The 20,718-nt window shown below is 50.0% G+C and carries 2 protein-coding genes; both read right to left on the reverse strand.

Annotated elements, in window-relative coordinates; genetic code table 11:
* Nucleotides 1-2 precede the first annotated feature (2 nt).
* Nucleotides 3-17,342 (reverse strand): T9SS type B sorting domain-containing protein, encoded by a 17,340-nt coding sequence (locus tag IPZ59_RS00850; RefSeq protein ID WP_236138001.1) that lies wholly within the window; start codon nucleotides 17,340-17,342, stop codon nucleotides 3-5.
* Nucleotides 17,323-20,658, reverse strand: coding sequence for a beta strand repeat-containing protein (locus tag IPZ59_RS00855; protein ID WP_236138002.1), 3,336 nt, complete (start codon nucleotides 20,656-20,658; stop codon nucleotides 17,323-17,325). The genes IPZ59_RS00850 and IPZ59_RS00855 overlap by 20 nt, the downstream gene beginning before the upstream one ends.
* Nucleotides 20,659-20,718 lie beyond the last annotated feature (60 nt).

The raw sequence follows: 20,718 nt of genomic DNA on the forward strand, positions 1-20,718 counted from the left end.
TTTTATTTCCTTATCAAGTTCAACATACCTCTTCTGATTTCTCCTGTTTCCCCGACTTCAGCCGTCCAGAAGTATGTACCTATCGCCAATTCCTTACCGTTGTAAGTACCGTCCCAACGTTTATCTGGGTCATGCGTAATGAAGACTTGAGCTCCACTTCTTTCATAAATTTGAATACGCACATCTTTGTAGAATCTCAACTCAGGGATACCCCAAGTATCGTTGAAACCATCCCCATTTGGAGAGAAGGTATTGTAGATAACAATATCTGCTACTGCTGGCCTCAATCGAATGATTGTAAATACCTTATCCACAATATTTCCATCTCTATCTTCTACTCTCAGGGTTACCTGGAACTCTGTTCGTCCAGCCTGTTGATCCTGACTGCTCCAGAATAAGGTATTATTTCTGATTTGGAAGAATTGATTGTCAGTTGCATTAGGAATCAAGCTTAAGAAGTGAATATTATCATAGTCATCTTCTATTACAAAATCTCCGATTGCAACCTCAAACACATCTGGCTTAGCCTCAAATACATTGTTGGTCAAAGTAATATCGGTCAAGAATGGTTTTGGCAATACAATGATCCTAACCTCAGCTTTGATTTGAAGTGGATTTGTCAAATACTCATTCAGCTCAATGCTACCCGTAATAGGATACGTTCCTCTTCTGAAACTATTCACTGTCGTAGTATTCCAAACCACTGGAACTTCTACAATGAATCCATTTCCAGTTACAATGAACATCGTTTCAGGAAGAACATTGCTAAAGTCTGTGGCACCCCAATTGACAAGGTAATCTTTGAAATCATATACCACACCTGTGATGAATGTTCGCTCAATTGGAATATCAAATGGCTCAATGTTTACCACGGTGACAGCGGATGCTGAATTACCGTTAACATCGGTTACGGTCAAGGTTACCAGATTGTCTCCCACATTCACATTAGTAAATACAGAAGGTGATACAGTCATAGTAGCAATACCACAGTTGTCAAATGATCCATTGTCAACCATTTCTGGTGTGATGGTTACTTGACCATTGGATTCAAGTTTGACAGTAATTGCCTTCACCACGACTGTAGGTGGTATACTATCAATTACTGTTATCACTTGAGTTGATGTAGCAGTATTGCCCGCAGCATCACGAACAGTCCATGTCACGACAGTCTCACCCATAGGGAAGACGGACGGTGCATCATTTGAAATGGATGCAACAGTGCAATTATCGTCTGCGACTGCTAATCCTAAATTCACATTGAATGCCACGCAAGAATTGTTTGCAAAGACACTGACATTTGCTGGAGCTGTGATGGTAGGAGGAATATTATCCACAACTGTCACTTTCTGAATTGCTCTAGCAATGTTGCCACTACCATCCGTCACAATCCATGTTACCAATGTCTCGCCCACTGGGAAGACCTCCGGTGCATCATTTTCCACTACTCCAATCGAACAGTTATCTGCCACTTGAGGCATACCCAAGTTTGGAATAGCTAGTTGGCAATTTTCTCCTGCATTAATTACGATATCCTCAGGAGCAATGATCGTAGGAGGCGTTTTATCCACAACTGTCACCAGTTGTGTGGCAGTAGTTGTATTTCCTGCTACATCCCTTGCTGTCCAAGTTACTACAGTGACTCCCAATGGGAATGCATCTGGTGCATCGTTGGTGACTGTCACCCCTGAACAATTATCAGCTACAGCTGGTATACCTAGATTTTCAATGATCGCTTCACAAGAATTATCCGCAGAAACCGTAATATTCATTGGCGCGAGGATAATTGGTGGTACATTATCATTTACCCGTACCTCAAAGGTCTGAACAGTAGTACATGCACCTTCCAAACTTGCAGTTACCGTAATAACCACATTCGCAGAGCTCCCTTGTACTACAAATGCAGGGATTCTTGGTGTTAAACCAGTAGCAGTACCGTCTATCAATCCAATGGATGCTCCACCTGTCCAAGTGAATTCCACTTCGGCATTGAAAGGATTCGCATCAAGGAATATTGGACCTACCTCTTGACCTTGGCACAACGGCCCAATATCGTCAATTGGTGCAATGAACAATGTCCCAGAGCTAGCTACTTCTATATTCGTAAGTTCAACAGAACATCCATTCGCATCTGTAACAAGTGCAGTGTATGTACCTGCTGTCAATCCTGTCGCAGTCTGTGAAGTCTGTCCATTACTCCATAGGTAGGTGTAAGGACCTACACCACCACTCACATCAATGCTAACCGTTCCATCCGCAAGACCTGCACAGCTTTCATTCGTCTGAGCAATTACTTTTGCAATTACAGGTGTAGGACTTCCAATTGTAACCATCGCTTGAGTGGTACATCCACCTGCAACATCTGTTACTACGACAGTATATTGACCTGCTGCCAATTCTGTAGCAGTAGCCGTTGTCTGTCCATCACTCCACAAGTAAGTAAATGTTCCTGAACCTCCGCTACCTGCTACAGTAGCTTCCCCGTCTGCAGCACCGGCACAACTAACATCTTGGCTAGATGTAATCATGGCACTAATAGCTGTAGGATCATTGAGATTCACAGTGGCCTGAGCCTGGCAACCATTTACATCCATGACAGTGACGAAATAAGTTCCAGACCGGAGCCCATTCGCAGTGGCCGTAGTCTGACCATCGCTCCATAGGTACGTATAAGGACCAACTCCTCCAGTCGCTTCAACCGTAGCAGAACCAGTGCTTCCACCATCACAGCTTGGGTTGGTACTTGTTACTATTGCAGCCGCAAGTGAACTTTCTGTTTCATTGATTACAATATTTTCAACCGTAAACTCACAGCCGTTTGCATCTTTTACTATCACACTGTACACACCTGCTAACAAGCCTGTAGCCGTTTGATCGGTAGATCCATTGCTCCACAAGAAAGCATAATGTCCGCTTCCGCCTATTGGGTTCACAGTAGCTGTTCCGGTATTTCCACCAGTACAAAGGATATCCACCGTTTCAACAGTAGCTGAAAGACTTTCACTTGGCTCCGTGATGACAATGCTATCCAATGTCAACTGACATCCATTTGCATCTGTAGCAGTCACTGTGTAAGTTCCAGCACTTAAGCCTGTAGCTGTAGCTGTAGTCTGACCATCACTCCATAGGTAGGTATATGGACCTACACCCCCAGAGATTGCGATGGAAGCAGTTCCATTACTTTCGTTATTACAACTTACATCAGTGCTATTTATTACCTGACCTACTAAAGGCGTTGGCTCATTAATAGTCACCATTGCAGTCGTTACACATCCACCAGTTGCGTCTGTCACAATCACAGTATATTTACCCGCTGCCAAACCAGTAGCCGTAGCCGTAGTCTGAGCTGCCTGATCATTCCATAGATAGGTAAATGCTCCTGAACCTCCGGAAGCCAATACCGTAGCCTCACCATCAGTTCCTCCAGCACAGGTTACTTGAATACTTTCGCTGATAGAGGCAGTAATTCCTGTTGGATCTGTCAGTAGGATGCTTCCTTGTGTGGTACATCCGGCTTCATCTGTGACAGTAACAAAGTGACTACCTGCTGTCAAACCTGTCGCAGTAGCTGTAGTCTGCCCATTGCTCCATAAATATGTATAAACTCCTGTACCACCCTGTGCTTGAACGGTAGCTGTACCGCTTGTTTCTCCCTCGCAACTTGGGTTTTCAAAATCCACAATGGATGCTGTCAGACTTTCTTCCGGCTCTTCAATTACGATGTTTTCTACTGTGAATGTACATCCACCTGCATCTCTCACCGTAACACTATATATACCGGCAGTCAGTCCTTTGGCCACCTGATCGGTGGAACCATTACTCCACAGATAGGTGAATGGAGCTGTTCCACCTGTTGGAATCACTTTTGCTTCACCACTGGCATTACCTTTACAAAGGATAGCTATTGTCTCAACGGTAGCCGAAATACTAGCCACAGGCTGTTCAACCACCAGGTTATCCAAGATTGCGATACAACCGTTGACATCAGTAACCGTTACAAAATAGGTCCCTGCTTCCAAATTGGTTGCTGTTGGAGTCGTTTGACCATCACTCCACAAGAATGTGTATGGACCAACGCCTCCCGTCACTCCTACACGTAGACTTCCATTGGAGGCATCCGTACAGCTTACATCCACCTGATTTACTAATTCAAGTATCAATGGCGTAGGTTGATTCACACGGAATGCTACATTGAAGGCACATGCATTTTCATCCGTTACGACTACATTGTAGTTACCCGCCAACAGCCCGTCAAAGATGCCTGTTGTATTGGTTACTTGACCGTTTAAAGTAAAGCTATAGGTTCCTGATCCGCCTGAAGCAGTAATCGTAGCAGTTACTTCTCCATTTACACAAAGCACATCGTCCACTGCCACAGTTGCTGCTAGATCGTTGTTTTCATTTCTGATATTTACAAGCGTTGTCGCTGTACATCCAGAACCCTCCGCTGTGAATGTAGCGATGTAAGCGCCGGCAGATAGATTAGAGAATGTAGCAGGAGATGCTAAAGCTGGCCCTCCATTCAAGGATATCGTACCCGCTTGGTTACCTTGTAAGGTTACTTCTCCGATCGCAACATTGCATTGGGTATCAGTGATGCTAATTGCTTCTATTGCAGCTGCTGCTTGCAGGATCAATCGTTTGGTAGCTACAGCGGTTTGACAAACCGAACCTTGAGCACCTGTCACAGTCATGGTTAATGTGACTACACCTGTTTCACCAGTCGCCGGCACATACGTAGGGCTCAATGTAGAAGCATTTTGCAAGCTACCTTGACCATCATGTGTCCAAAGAATAGCACCTACATTTGAAGCTTCTGCATCCAATACTTGGTAGCTACTATCTCCACATAGCGCCACTTCCACACCTGCAAATGCAGTTGGTTGTCTCCAAATTGTCAGTACCATGGTATCGGATTCTTCTCCTCCGTCACCACTCACAGTGATTGTCAATTGTACTTGACCGGTCAAAATATCGGAATCCGAAATAGTATACACTGGATTCAAAATTGTTGCATCGGAGAAAGTACCTGTTCCCGAACTAGTCCAACGGATAGCATTGGTTGCCGTTGCCACAGCGTTGACAAGCTCGTAACTACCTTCTGTGTCACAAATATTTGCATCCGTTCCAGCAAATACTGTTGGATTTTCAAAGATGGTCAACTCAAATGAATCATCCTGATCGGCACATGTACCAAATCCTTCAGCTGTCAACGTGATCGTAACTGAGCCTGCTGCAATATCAGCCTCACTTGGAGTATACGTTGGTGTTGGGGAATTCGCATTTGCAAATGTACCTGTTCCTGATGTACTCCAGGTCAAACCTGCCTGATAGCTTGCCGAAGCACCTGTGATAATCAACTGCTGACCTGCAGCAATTGCTCTGTCTTCCCCTACGCTGACAATTGGAATTCTCCAAAGAGTCAAGGTTAAATTATCTGAATTGCTATCACCGCCAGCACCGATTGCTGTCAAGGTCAAACGAACCTGTCCGTCTAAGTAATCTGCCAAACTTGGTGTATACGTCGCATTCACAATGTTTGAATTATCAAATGTCCCAGAGCCAGAAGTAGTCCAAATCACTGTCACAAAGTTGAATGCTTCTGCATCCACAATGAAATAACTTCCTTCACTTTCACACATCTCGGCGTCCGAACCTGCATCTGCTCCAGTATCTGCAATTGGAGTTGCAAATACAGTCAATTCCATACTACTAGCGGTTGGTATACAAGTACCAAGAGGAGTTGCTGTGATCGTTAGAGTAACAGAACCTGCTTGCACATCAGCTATACTTGGGGAATATGCAGGATTTACCACATTCGTATTGGTAAATGTACCTGTACCTGATGATGTCCAAGTCACTGATGCAAAATTCGAAGCACTAGCTCCAGTCAAGATATATGGTTGAGAAGCACCTGTTGAAGCATTAGGTCCCGCAAAAGCTGTAGCCTGTCTCCATAGCGTCAATACCATACTGTCTGTTGCCGTACCGCCTGCTCCCGTAACTGTCATCGTCAAGGTAACCGAACCGTTGGCAATATCAGCAGTACTTGGGGTATAGATAGGCGTTAGCGTCGTGCCGTCCGCAAACGTACCTGTCCCGCTGGTGCTCCAGCTGATCGTTCCGTTCGCAGCACTTGTGCCGATTAATTCATAAATATCCGTTGTAACATCTCCCGTGATACAGATCGCAGCATCTGCTCCTGCATTCGCAGCAGGATTCTCGCTGATCGTCAAGATCATCGTATCCACTGCATCACCGCAAGTTCCCAATCCTGAAGCTGTCAGTGTAAGCGTTACTGTCGCTTCACCGTTGACAAACGTCAAGGCTGTTAAATCAGGAGTGAATGTAGGGTTCAATGCATTCGCATTGTTGAACGTGCCACTTGCTGCACTCCAGGTTACTGTGTTGAAGTTCGTAGCCGTAGCTCCGCTTAGGGTATAGCTGCTGCCTGCTGCGATTACCGCATCAGGGCCGGCATTCGATGTGGCCAGTCTGTACAAGGTCAGCACCATCGTATCTGTTGCTGTTCCTCCTGCTCCTGTCACCGTGATCGTCAACTGTACCTGTCCGCTTTCGAAGTCTGCAGCACTTGGCGTGTACACAGCATTGATCGCTGTCACATCGTCAAAGCTTCCGCTGCCGCTCGTAGTCCACTGTACCGTGCCGTTCACTGCCGTAGCACCTGCCAACGTGTAGCTCACTTCATCTATACACAACTCATCATCAGCGCCTGCATTCGCAGCAGGATTCTCGCTGATCGTCAAGATCATCGTGTCTACCGCATCACCGCAAGTACCAAGACCTGTTGCTGTTAAGGTCAATTCTATCGTAGCAACTCCACCTGTGAAGGTCAAGGAACCTAGGTCTGGCGTATACGTCGCATTCAACGCATTCGCATTGTTGAACGTACCGCTTGCTGCACTCCAAGTTACTGTTCCGAAGTTGGTGGCTGTTGCTCCACTCAATGTGAAGCTGCTGCCTGCTGCAATTACCGCATCAGGACCGGCATTCGATGTGGCCAGTCTGTACAAGGTCAGCACCATCGTGTCTGTTGCTGTTCCACCTGCACCCGTCACCGTGATCGTCAACTGTACCTGTCCACTTTCGAAGTCTGCAGCACTTGGCGTGTAAACAGCATTGATCGCTGTCACATCGTCAAAGCTTCCGCTGCCGCTCGTAGTCCACTGTACCGTGCCGTTCACTGCCGTAGCACCTGCCAACGTGTAGCTCACTTCATCTATACACAATTCATCATCAGCGCCTGCATTCGCAGCAGGATTCTCGCTGATCGTCAAGATCATCGTATCTACCGCATCACCGCAAGTACCAAGACCTGTTGCTGTTAAGGTTAATTCTACCGTGGCTACTCCACCTGTAAAGGTCAAGGAACCTAGGTCTGGCGTATACGTCGCATTCAACGCGTTCGCATTGTTGAACGTACCGCTTGCTGCACTCCAGGTCAAGCCTGCAAAGTTGCTTGCAGTTGCTCCTGATAGGGTATAGCTACTGCCTGCTGCAATTACTGCATCAGGTCCGGCATTCGATGTGGCCAGTCTGTACAAGGTCAGCACCATCGTGTCTGTTGCTGTTCCTCCTGCACCCGTTACCGTGATCGTCAACTGTACCTGTCCGCTTTCAAAGTCTGCAGCACTTGGCGTGTACACAGCATTGATCGCTGTCACATCGTCAAAGCTTCCGCTGCCGCTTGTGCTCCACTGTACCGTGCCGTTCACTGCCGTAGCACCTGCCAACGTGTAGCTCACTTCATCTATACACAACTCATCATCAGCGCCCGCATTCGCAGCTGGATTCTCGCTGATCGTCAATACCATCGTATCTACTGCATCACCGCAAGTACCAAGACCTGTTGCTGTTAAGGTCAATTCTATCGTAGCAACTCCACCTGTAAAGGTCAAGGAACCTAGGTCTGGCGTATACGTCGCATTCAACGCATTCGCATTGTTGAACGTGCCACTTGCTGCACTCCAGGTCAAGCCTGCAAAGTTGCTTGCAGTTGCTCCTGATAGGGTATAGCTGCTGCCTGCTGCAATTACCGCATCAGGACCTGCATTCGATGTGGCCAGTCTGTACAAGGTCAGCACCATCGTGTCTGTTGCTGTTCCTCCTGCACCCGTTACCGTGATGGTCAACTGTACCTGTCCACTTTCGAAGTCTGCAGCACTTGGCGTGTAAACAGCATTGATCGCTGTCACATCGTCAAAGCTTCCGCTGCCGCTCGTGCTCCACTGTACCGTGCCGTTCACTGCCGTAGCACCTGCCAACGTGTAGCTCACTTCATCTATACACAATTCATCATCAGCGCCCGCATTCGCAGCAGGATTCTCGCTGATCGTCAAGATCATCGTATCCACTGCATCACCGCAAGTACCAAGACCTGTTGCTGTTAAGGTCAATTCTATCGTAGCAACTCCACCTGTAAAGGTCAAGGAACCTAGGTCTGGCGTATACGTCGCATTCAACGCATTCGCATTGTTGAACGTGCCACTTGCTGCACTCCAGGTCAAGCCTGCAAAGTTGCTTGCAGTTGCTCCTGATAGGGTATAGCTGCTGCCTGCTGCAATTACTGCATCAGGTCCGGCATTCGATGTGGCCAGTCTGTACAAGGTCAGCACCATCGTGTCTGTTGCTGTTCCTCCTGCACCCGTTACCGTGATCGTCAACTGTACCTGTCCGCTTTCGAAGTCTGCAGCACTTGGCGTGTAAACAGCATTGATCGCTGTCACATCATCAAAGCTTCCGCTGCCGCTCGTAGTCCACTGTACGGTACCGTTCACTGCCGTAGCACCTGCCAACGTGTAGCTTACTTCATCTATACACAATTCATCATCAGCGCCCGCATTCGCAGCTGGATTCTCGCTGATCGTCAAGATCATCGTATCTACCGCATCACCGCAAGTACCAAGACCTGTTGCTGTTAAGGTCAATTCTATCGTAGCAACTCCACCTGTGAAGGTCAAGGAACCTAGGTCTGGCGTATACGTCGCATTCAACGCATTCGCATTGTTGAACGTACCGCTAGCTGCACTCCAAGTTACTGTTCCGAAGTTGGTAGCTGTTGCTCCGCTTAGGGTATAGCTGCTGCCTGCTGCAATTACCGCATCAGGGCCTGCATTCGATGTGGCCAGTCTGTACAAGGTCAGCACCATCGTATCTGTTGCTGTTCCTCCTGCTCCTGTCACCGTGATCGTCAACTGTACCTGTCCGCTTTCGAAGTCTGCAGCACTTGGCGTGTAAACAGCGTTGATTCCTGTTACATCGTCAAAGCTTCCGCTGCCGCTTGTGCTCCACTGTACCGTGCCGTTCACTGCCGTAGCACCTGCCAACGTGTAGCTTACTTCATCTATACACAACTCATCATCAGCGCCCGCATTCGCAGCTGGATTCTCGCTGATCGTCAAGATCATCGTATCTACCGCATCACCGCAAGTACCAAGACCTGTTGCTGTTAAGGTCAATTCTATCGTAGCAACTCCACCTGTGAAGGTAAGTGCTGTTAAATCAGGAGTGAATGTAGGGTTCAACGCGTTCGCATTGTTGAACGTGCCACTTGCTGCACTCCAGGTCAAGCCTGCAAAGTTACTTGCAGTTGCTCCTGATAATGTATAGCTGCTGCCTGCTGCGATTACCGCATCAGGTCCGGCATTCGATGTGGCCAGTCTGTACAAGGTCAGCACCATCGTATCTGTTGCTGTTCCTCCTGCGCCTGTCACCGTGATCGTCAACTGTACCTGTCCGCTTTCAAAGTCTGCAGCACTTGGCGTGTACACAGCGTTGATCGCTGTCACATCGTCAAAGCTTCCGCTGCCACTTGTGCTCCACTGTACCGTGCCGTTCACTGCCGTAGCACCTGCCAACGTGTAGCTCACTTCATCTATACACAATTCATCATCAGCGCCCGCATTCGCAGCAGGATTCTCGCTGATCGTCAAGATCATCGTATCTACCGCATCACCGCAAGTACCCAATCCTGAAGCTGTCAAGGTCAATTCTACCGTGGCTACTCCACCTGTGAAGGTCAAGGAACCTAGGTCTGGCGTATACGTCGCATTCAACGCATTCGCATTGTTGAACGTACCGCTTGCTGCACTCCAAGTTACTGTTCCGAAGTTGGTGGCTGTTGCTCCACTCAATGTGAAGCTGCTGCCTGCTGCAATTACTGCATCAGGGCCTGCATTCGATGTGGCCAGTCTGTACAAGGTCAGCACCATCGTGTCTGTTGCTGTTCCTCCTGCGCCTGTCACCGTGATCGTCAACTGTACCTGTCCGCTTTCGAAGTCTGCAGCACTTGGCGTGTACACAGCATTGATCGCTGTTACATCGTCAAAGCTTCCGCTGCCACTTGTGCTCCACTGTACCGTGCCGTTCACTGCCGTAGCACCTGCCAACGTGTAGCTCACTTCATCTATACACAATTCATCATCAGCGCCCGCATTCGCAGCAGGATTCTCGCTGATCGTCAAGATCATCGTATCTACCGCATCACCGCAAGTACCCAATCCTGAAGCTGTCAGTGTAAGCGTTACTGTCGCTTCACCGTTGACAAACGTCAAGGCTGTTAAGTCAGGAGTGAATGTAGGGTTCAACGCGTTCGCATTGTTGAACGTGCCACTTGCTGCACTCCAGGTAACTGTTCCGAAGTTCGTAGCTGTTGCTCCACTCAATGTGAAGCTGCTGCCTGCTGCAATTACCGCATCAGGACCTGCATTCGATGTGGCAAGTCTGTACAAGGTCAGCACCATCGTATCTGTTGCTGTTCCACCTGCACCCGTTACCGTGATCGTCAACTGTACCTGTCCGCTTTCAAAGTCTGCAGCACTTGGCGTGTACACAGCATTGATCGCTGTCACATCGTCAAAGCTTCCGCTGCCGCTTGTGCTCCACTGTACCGTGCCGTTCACTGCCGTAGCACCTGCCAACGTGTAGCTCACTTCATCTATACACAACTCATCATCAGCGCCCGCATTCGCAGCTGGATTCTCGCTGATCGTCAATACCATCGTATCTACTGCATCACCGCAAGTACCAAGACCTGTTGCTGTTAAGGTCAATTCTATCGTAGCAACTCCACCTGTAAAGGTCAAGGAACCTAGGTCTGGCGTATACGTCGCATTCAACGCATTCGCATTGTTGAACGTGCCACTTGCTGCACTCCAGGTCAAGCCTGCAAAGTTGCTTGCAGTTGCTCCTGATAGGGTATAGCTGCTGCCTGCTGCAATTACTGCATCAGGTCCGGCATTCGATGTGGCCAGTCTGTACAAGGTCAGCACCATCGTGTCTGTTGCTGTTCCTCCTGCACCCGTTACCGTGATGGTCAACTGTACCTGTCCACTTTCGAAGTCTGCAGCACTTGGCGTGTAAACAGCATTGATCGCTGTCACATCGTCAAAGCTTCCGCTGCCGCTCGTGCTCCACTGTACCGTGCCGTTCACTGCCGTAGCACCTGCCAACGTGTAGCTCACTTCATCTATACACAATTCATCATCAGCGCCCGCATTCGCAGCAGGATTCTCGCTGATCGTCAAGATCATCGTATCCACTGCATCACCGCAAGTACCAAGACCTGTTGCTGTTAAGGTCAATTCTATCGTAGCAACTCCACCTGTAAAGGTCAAGGAACCTAGGTCTGGCGTATACGTCGCATTCAACGCATTCGCATTGTTGAACGTGCCACTTGCTGCACTCCAGGTCAAGCCTGCAAAGTTGCTTGCAGTTGCTCCTGATAGGGTATAGCTGCTGCCTGCTGCAATTACTGCATCAGGTCCGGCATTCGATGTGGCCAGTCTGTACAAGGTCAGCACCATCGTGTCTGTTGCTGTTCCTCCTGCACCCGTTACCGTGATGGTCAACTGTACCTGTCCACTTTCGAAGTCTGCAGCACTTGGCGTGTAAACAGCATTGATCGCTGTCACATCGTCAAAGCTTCCGCTGCCACTTGTGCTCCACTGTACCGTGCCGTTCACTGCCGTAGCACCTGCCAACGTGTAGCTCACTTCATCTATACACAATTCATCATCAGCGCCTGCATTCGCAGCAGGATTCTCGCTGATCGTCAAGATCATCGTATCTACCGCATCACCGCAAGTACCAAGACCTGTTGCTGTCAGGGTAAGCGTTACTGTCGCTTCACCGTTAACAAACGTCAAGGCTGTTAAATCAGGAGTGAATGTAGGGTTCAACGCGTTCGCATTGTTGAACGTGCCGCTTGCTGCACTCCAGGTAACTGTTCCGAAGTTCGTAGCCGTAGCTCCGCTTAGGGTATAGCTGCTGCCTGCTGCAATTACTGCATCAGGGCCTGCATTCGATGTGGCCAGTCTGTACAAGGTCAGCACCATCGTATCTGTAGCCGTTCCACCTGCTCCTGTAACCGTGATCGTCAACTGTACCTGTCCGCTTTCAAAGTCTGCAGCACTTGGCGTGTACACAGCGTTGATTCCTGTTACATCGTCAAAGCTTCCGCTGCCGCTTGTGCTCCACTGTACCGTGCCGTTCACTGCCGTAGCACCTGCCAACGTGTAGCTTACTTCATCTATACACAACTCATCATCAGCGCCCGCATTCGCAGCTGGATTCTCGCTGATCGTCAAGATCATCGTGTCTACCGCATCACCGCAAGTACCAAGACCTGTTGCTGTTAAGGTCAATTCTATCGTGGCTACTCCACCTGTAAAGGTCAAGGAACCTAGGTCTGGCGTATACGTCGCATTCAGCGCGTTCGCATTGTTGAACGTACCGCTTGCTGCACTCCAAGTTACTGTTCCGAAGTTGGTGGCCGTAGCTCCGCTTAGGGTATAGCTGCTGCCTGCTGCAATTACCGCATCAGGGCCTGCATTCGATGTGGCCAGTCTGTACAAGGTCAGCACCATCGTGTCTGTTGCTGTTCCTCCTGCACCCGTTACCGTGATCGTCAACTGTACCTGTCCGCTTTCAAAGTCTGCAGCACTTGGCGTGTAAACAGCGTTGATCGCTGTCACATCATCAAAGCTTCCGCTGCCGCTTGTGCTCCACTGTACCGTGCCGTTCACTGCCGTAGCTCCTGCCAACGTGTAGCTTACTTCATCTATACACAATTCATCATCAGCGCCTGCATTCGCAGCAGGATTCTCGCTGATCGTCAAGATCATCGTATCCACTGCATCACCGCAAGTACCAAGACCTGTTGCTGTCAAGGTTAATTCTACCGTGGCTACTCCACCTGTAAAGGTCAAGGAACCTAGGTCTGGCGTATACGTCGCATTCAGCGCGTTCGCATTGTTGAACGTACCGCTTGCTGCACTCCAGGTAACTGTTCCGAAGTTGGTGGCTGTTGCTCCACTCAATGTGAAGCTGCCGCCTGCTGCAATTACCGCATCAGGACCTGCATTCGATGTGGCCAGTCTGTACAAGGTCAGCACCATCGTGTCTGTTGCTGTTCCTCCTGCACCCGTTACCATGATCGTCAACTGTACCTGTCCGCTTTCGAAGTCTGCAGCACTTGGCGTGTATACAGCGTTGATCGCTGTTACATCGTCAAAGCTTCCGCTGCCACTTGTGCTCCACTGCACCGTGCCGTTCACTGCCGTAGCTCCTGCCAACGTGTAGCTCACTTCATCTATACACAATTCATCATCAGCGCCTGCATTCGCAGCAGGATTCTCGCTGATCGTCAAGATCATCGTATCCACTGCATCACCGCAAGTACCCAATCCTGAAGCTGTCAGTGTAAGCGTTACTGTCGCTTCACCGTTGACAAACGTCAAGGCTGTTAAATCAGGAGTGAATGTAGGGTTCAACGCGTTCGCATTGTTGAATGTACCGCTTGCTGCACTCCAGGTTACTGTTCCGAAGTTGGTGGCTGTTGCTCCACTCAATGTGAAGCTGCCGCCTGCTGCAATTACCGCATCAGGACCTGCATTCGATGTGGCCAGTCTGTACAAGGTCAGCACCATCGTATCTGTTGCTGTTCCTCCTGCACCCGTTACCGTGATCGTCAACTGTACCTGTCCGCTTTCGAAGTCTGCAGCACTTGGCGTGTAAACAGCGTTGATCGCTGTCACATCGTCAAAGCTTCCGCTGCCACTTGTGCTCCACTGCACCGTGCCGTTCACTGCCGTAGCACCTGCCAACGTATAGCTCACTTCATCTATACACAATTCATCATCAGCGCCTGCATTCGCAGCAGGATTCTCGCTGATCGTCAAGATCATCGTATCCACTGCATCACCGCAAGTACCCAATCCTGAAGCTGTCAGTGTAAGCGTTACTGTCGCTTCACCGTTGACAAACGTCAAGGCTGTTAAATCAGGAGTGAATGTAGGGTTCAACGCGTTCGCATTGTTGAATGTACCGCTTGCTGCACTCCAGGTTACTGTTCCGAAGTTGGTAGCTGTTGCTCCACTCAATGTGAAGCTGCTGCCTGCTGCAATTACCACATCAGGGCCTGCATTCGATGTGGCCAGTCTGTACAAGGTCAGCACCATCGTATCTGTTGCTGTTCCTCCTGCGCCCGTTACCGTGATCGTCAACTGTACCTGTCCGCTTTCGAAGTCTGCAGCACTTGGCGTGTAAACAGCGTTGATCGCTGTCACATCGTCAAAGCTTCCGCTGCCGCTCGTGCTCCACTGTACCGTGCCGTTCACTGCCGTAGCACCTGCCAACGTATAGCTCACTTCATCTATACACAATTCATCATCAGCGCCTGCATTCGCAGCAGGATTCTCGCTGATCGTCAAGATCATCGTATCTACCGCATCACCGCAAGTACCAAGACCTGTTGCTGTTAAGGTCAATTCTATCGTAGCAACTCCACCTGCAAAGGTCAAGGAACCTAGGTCTGGCGCATACGTCGCATTTAGCGCGTTCGCATTGTTGAACGTGCCACTTGCTGCTGTCCAGGTTAGGGTTCCGAAGTTGGTGGCTGTAGCTCCGCTTAGGGTATAGCTGCTGCCTGCTGCAATTACTGCATCAGGACCTGCATTCGATGTGGCCAGTCTGTACAAGGTCAGCACCATCGTATCTGTTGCTGTTCCTCCTGCTCCTGTCACCGTAATGGTCAACTGTACCTGTCCGCTTTCAAAGTCTGCAGCACTTGGCGTGTACACAGCGTTGATCGCTGTCACATCGTCAAAGCTTCCGCTGCCGCTCGTGCTCCACTGTACCGTGCCGTTCACTGCCGTAGCTCCTGCCAACGTATAGCTCACTTCATCTATACACAATTCATCATCAGCGCCTGCATTCGCAGCAGGATTCTCGCTGATCGTCAAGATCATCGTATCCACTGCATCACCGCAAGTACCCAATCCCGAAGCTGTCAAGGTCAATTCTACCGTGGCTACTCCACCTGTGAAGGTCAAGGAACCTAGGTCTGGCGTATACGTCGCATTCAACGCGTTCGCATTGTTGAACGTGCCGCTTGCTGCTGTCCAGGTTAGGGTTCCGAAGTTGGTGGCTGTAGCTCCGCTTAGGGTATAGCTGCTGCCTGCTGCAATTACTGCATCAGGACCTGCATTCGATGTGGCCAGTCTGTACAAGGTCAGCACCATCGTATCTGTTGCTGTTCCTCCTGCTCCTGTCACCGTAATGGTCAACTGTACCTGTCCGCTTTCAAAGTCTGCAGCACTTGGCGTGTACACAGCGTTGATCGCTGTCACATCGTCAAAGCTTCCGCTGCCGCTCGTGCTCCACTGTACCGTGCCGTTCACTGCCGTAGCACCTGCCAACGTATAGCTCACTTCATCTATACACAATTCATCATCAGCGCCTGCATTCGCAGCAGGATTCTCGCTGATCGTCAAGATCATCGTATCCACTGCATCACCGCAAGTTCCCAGACCTGTTGCTGTCAAGGTTAATTCTACCGTAGCAACTCCACCTGTAAAGGTCAAGGAACCTAGGTCTGGCGTATACGTCGCATTCAACGCATTCGCATTGTTGAACGTACCGCTTGCTGCACCCCAGGTCAAGCCTGCAAAGTTGCTTGCAGTTGCTCCTGATAGGGTATAGCTGCTGCCTGCTGCGATTACCGCATCAGGGCCTGCATTCGATGTGGCCAGTCTGTACAAGGTCAGCACCATCGTATCTGTTGCTGTTCCTCCTGCTCCTGTCACCGTAATGGTCAACTGTACCTGTCCGCTTTCAAAGTCTGCAGCACTTGGCGTGTACACAGCGTTGATCGCTGTCACATCGTCAAAGCTTCCGCTGCCGCTCGTGCTCCACTGTACCGTGCCGTTCACTGCCGTAGCACCTGCCAACGTGTAGCTTACTTCATCTATACACAATTCATCATCAGCGCCCGCATTCGCAGCAGGATTCTCGCTGATCGTCAAGATCATCGTATCTACCGCATCACCGCAAGTACCAAGACCTGTTGCTGTTAAGGTCAATTCTATCGTAGCAACTCCACCTGTAAAGGTAAGTGCTGTTAAATCAGGAGTGAATGTAGGGTTCAACGCGTTCGCATTGTTGAACGTGCCACTTGCTGCACTCCAGGTCAAGCCTGCAAAGTTACTTGCAGTTGCTCCTGATAATGTATAGCTGCTGCCTGCTGCGATTACCGCATCAGGTCCGGCATTCGATGTGGCCAGTCTGTACAAGGTCAGCACCATCGTATCTGTTGCTGTTCCTCCTGCGCCTGTCACCGTGATCGTCAACTGTACCTGTCCGCTTTCAAAGTCTGCAGCACTTGGCGTGTACACAGCGTTGATCGCTGTCACATCGTCAAAGCTTCCGCTGCCACTTGTGCTCCACTGTACCGTGCCGTTCACTGCCGTAGCACCTGCCAACGTGTAGCTCACTTCATCTATACACAATTCATCATCAGCGCCCGCATTCGCAGCAGGATTCTCGCTGATCGTCAAGATCATCGTATCTACCGCATCACCGCAAGTACCCAATCCTGAAGCTGTCAAGGTCAATTCTACCGTGGCTACTCCACCTGTGAAGGTCAAGGAACCTAGGTCTGGCGTATACGTCGCATTCAACGCATTCGCATTGTTGAACGTACCGCTTGCTGCACTCCAAGTTACTGTTCCGAAGTTGGTGGCTGTTGCTCCACTCAATGTGAAGCTGCTGCCTGCTGCAATTACTGCATCAGGGCCTGCATTCGATGTGGCCAGTCTGTACAAGGTCAGCACCATCGTGTCTGTTGCTGTTCCTCCTGCGCCTGTCACCGTGATCGTCAACTGTACCTGTCCGCTTTCGAAGTCTGCAGCACTTGGCGTGTACACAGCATTGATCGCTGTTACATCGTCAAAGCTTCCGCTGCCACTTGTGCTCCACTGTACCGTGCCGTTCACTGCCGTAGCACCTGCCAACGTGTAGCTCACTTCATCTATACAATTCATCATCAGCGCCCGCATTCGCAGCAGGATTCTCGCTGATCGTCAAGATCATCGTATCTACCGCATCACCGCAAGTACCCAATCCTGAAGCTGTCAGTGTAAGCGTTACTGTCGCTTCACCGTTGACAAACGTCAAGGCTGTTAAGTCAGGAGTGAATGTAGGGTTCAACGCGTTCGCATTGTTGAACGTGCCACTTGCTGCACTCCAGGTAACTGTTCCGAAGTTCGTAGCTGTTGCTCCACTCAATGTGAAGCTGCTGCCTGCTGCAATTACCGCATCAGGACCTGCATTCGATGTGGCAAGTCTGTACAAGGTCAGCACCATCGTATCTGTTGCTGTTCCACCTGCACCCGTTACCGTGATCGTCAACTGTACCTGTCCGCTTTCAAAGTCTGCAGCACTTGGCGTGTACACAGCATTGATCGCTGTCACATCGTCAAAGCTTCCGCTGCCGCTTGTGCTCCACTGTACCGTGCCGTTCACTGCCGTAGCACCTGCCAACGTGTAGCTCACTTCATCTATACACAACTCATCATCAGCGCCCGCATTCGCAGCTGGATTCTCGCTGATCGTCAATACCATCGTATCTACTGCATCACCGCAAGTACCAAGACCTGTTGCTGTTAAGGTCAATTCTATCGTAGCAACTCCACCTGTAAAGGTCAAGGAACCTAGGTCTGGCGTATACGTCGCATTCAACGCATTCGCATTGTTGAACGTGCCACTTGCTGCACTCCAGGTCAAGCCTGCAAAGTTGCTTGCAGTTGCTCCTGATAGGGTATAGCTGCTGCCTGCTGCAATTACTGCATCAGGTCCGGCATTCGATGTGGCCAGTCTGTACAAGGTCAGCACCATCGTGTCTGTTGCTGTTCCTCCTGCTCCTGTCACCGTGATCGTCAACTGTACCTGTCCGCTTTCGAAGTCTGCAGCACTTGGCGTGTAAACAGCGTTGATCGCTGTTACATCATCAAAGCTTCCGCTGCCACTTGTGCTCCACTGTACCGTGCCGTTCACTGCCGTAGCACCTGCCAACGTGTAGCTCACTTCATCTATACACAATTCATCATCAGCGCCCGCATTCGCAGCAGGATTCTCGCTGATCGTCAATACCATCGTATCCACTGCATCACCGCAAGTACCAAGACCTGTTGCTGTTAAGGTCAATTCTATCGTAGCAACTCCACCTGTAAAGGTCAAGGAACCTAGGTCTGGCGTATACGTCGCATTCAACGCATTCGCATTGTTGAACGTGCCACTTGCTGCACTCCAGGTCAAGCCTGCAAAGTTGCTTGCAGTTGCTCCTGATAGGGTATAGCTGCTGCCTGCTGCAATTACTGCATCAGGTCCGGCATTCGATGTGGCCAGTCTGTACAAGGTCAGCACCATCGTGTCTGTTGCTGTTCCTCCTGCACCCGTTACCGTGATGGTCAACTGTACCTGTCCACTTTCGAAGTCTGCAGCACTTGGCGTGTAAACAGCATTGATCGCTGTTACATCGTCAAAGCTTCCGCTGCCGCTCGTGCTCCACTGTACCGTGCCGTTCACTGCCGTAGCACCTGCCAACGTGTAGCTCACTTCATCTATACACAATTCATCATCAGCGCCCGCATTCGCAGCAGGATTCTCGCTGATCGTCAAGATCATCGTGTCTACCGCATCACCGCAAGTACCAAGACCTGTTGCTGTTAAGGTCAATTCTATCGTAGCAACTCCACCTGTAAAGGTCAAGGAACCTAGGTCTGGCGTATACGTCGCATTCAACGCATTCGCATTGTTGAACGTGCCACTTGCTGCACTCCAGGTCAAGCCTGCAAAGTTGCTTGCAGTTGCTCCTGATAGGGTATAGCTGCTGCCTGCTGCAATTACTGCATCAGGTCCGGCATTCGATGTGGCCAGTCTGTACAAGGTCAGCACCATCGTGTCTGTTGCTGTTCCTCCTGCACCCGTTACCGTGATGGTCAACTGTACCTGTCCACTTTCGAAGTCTGCAGCACTTGGCGTGTAAACAGCATTGATCGCTGTCACATCGTCAAAGCTTCCGCTGCCGCTCGTGCTCCACTGTACCGTGCCGTTCACTGCCGTAGCACCTGCCAACGTGTAGCTCACTTCATCTATACACAATTCATCATCAGCGCCTGCATTCGCAGCAGGATTCTCGCTGATCGTCAAGATCATCGTATCTACCGCATCACCGCAAGTACCAAGACCTGTTGCTGTTAAGGTTAATTCTACCGTGGCTACTCCACCTGTAAAGGTCAAGGAACCTAGGTCTGGCGTATACGTCGCATTCAACGCGTTCGCATTGTTGAACGTACCGCTTGCTGCACTCCAGGTCAAGCCTGCAAAGTTGCTTGCAGTTGCTCCTGATAGGGTATAGCTACTGCCTGCTGCAATTACTGCATCAGGTCCGGCATTCGATGTGGCCAGTCTGTACAAGGTCAGCACCATCGTGTCTGTTGCTGTTCCTCCTGCACCCGTTACCGTGATCGTCAACTGTACCTGTCCACTTTCAAAGTCTGCAGCACTTGGCGTGTACACAGCATTGATCGCTGTCACATCGTCAAAGCTTCCGCTGCCACTTGTGCTCCACTGTACCGTGCCGTTCACTGCCGTAGCACCTGCCAACGTGTAGCTCACTTCATCTATACACAATTCATCATCAGCGCCTGCATTCGCAGCAGGATTCTCGCTGATCGTCAAGATCATCGTATCTACCGCATCACCGCAAGTACCAAGACCTGTTGCTGTCAGGGTAAGCGTTACTGTCGCTTCACCGTTAACAAACGTCAAGGCTGTTAAATCAGGAGTGAATGTAGGGTTCAACGCGTTCGCATTGTTGAACGTGCCGCTTGCTGCACTCCAGGTAACTGTTCCGAAGTTCGTAGCCGTAGCTCCGCTTAGGGTATAGCTGCTGCCTGCTGCAATTACTGCATCAGGGCCTGCATTCGATGTGGCCAGTCTGTACAAGGTCAGCACCATCGTATCTGTAGCCGTTCCACCTGCTCCTGTAACCGTGATCGTCAACTGTACCTGTCCGCTTTCAAAGTCTGCAGCACTTGGCGTGTACACAGCGTTGATTCCTGTTACATCGTCAAAGCTTCCGCTGCCACTTGTGCTCCACTGTACCGTGCCGTTCACTGCCGTAGCACCTGCCAACGTGTAGCTTACTTCATCTATACACAACTCATCATCAGCGCCCGCATTCGCAGCTGGATTCTCGCTGATCGTCAAGATCATCGTGTCTACCGCATCACCGCAAGTACCAAGACCTGTTGCTGTTAAGGTCAATTCTATCGTGGCTACTCCACCTGTAAAGGTCAAGGAACCTAGGTCTGGCGTATACGTCGCATTCAGCGCGTTCGCATTGTTGAACGTACCGCT

The sequence above is a fragment of the Mongoliitalea daihaiensis genome (genome assembly GCF_021596945.1).
Taxonomy (GTDB): domain Bacteria; phylum Bacteroidota; class Bacteroidia; order Cytophagales; family Cyclobacteriaceae; genus Mongoliitalea; species Mongoliitalea daihaiensis.

What these genes read in the sequence shown, in the direction of transcription:
- IPZ59_RS00850 (WP_236138001.1), bottom strand. Translation starts at nt 17,342, where the DNA reads ATGATGAATTGTATAGATGAAGTGAGCTACACGTTGGCAGGTGCTACG.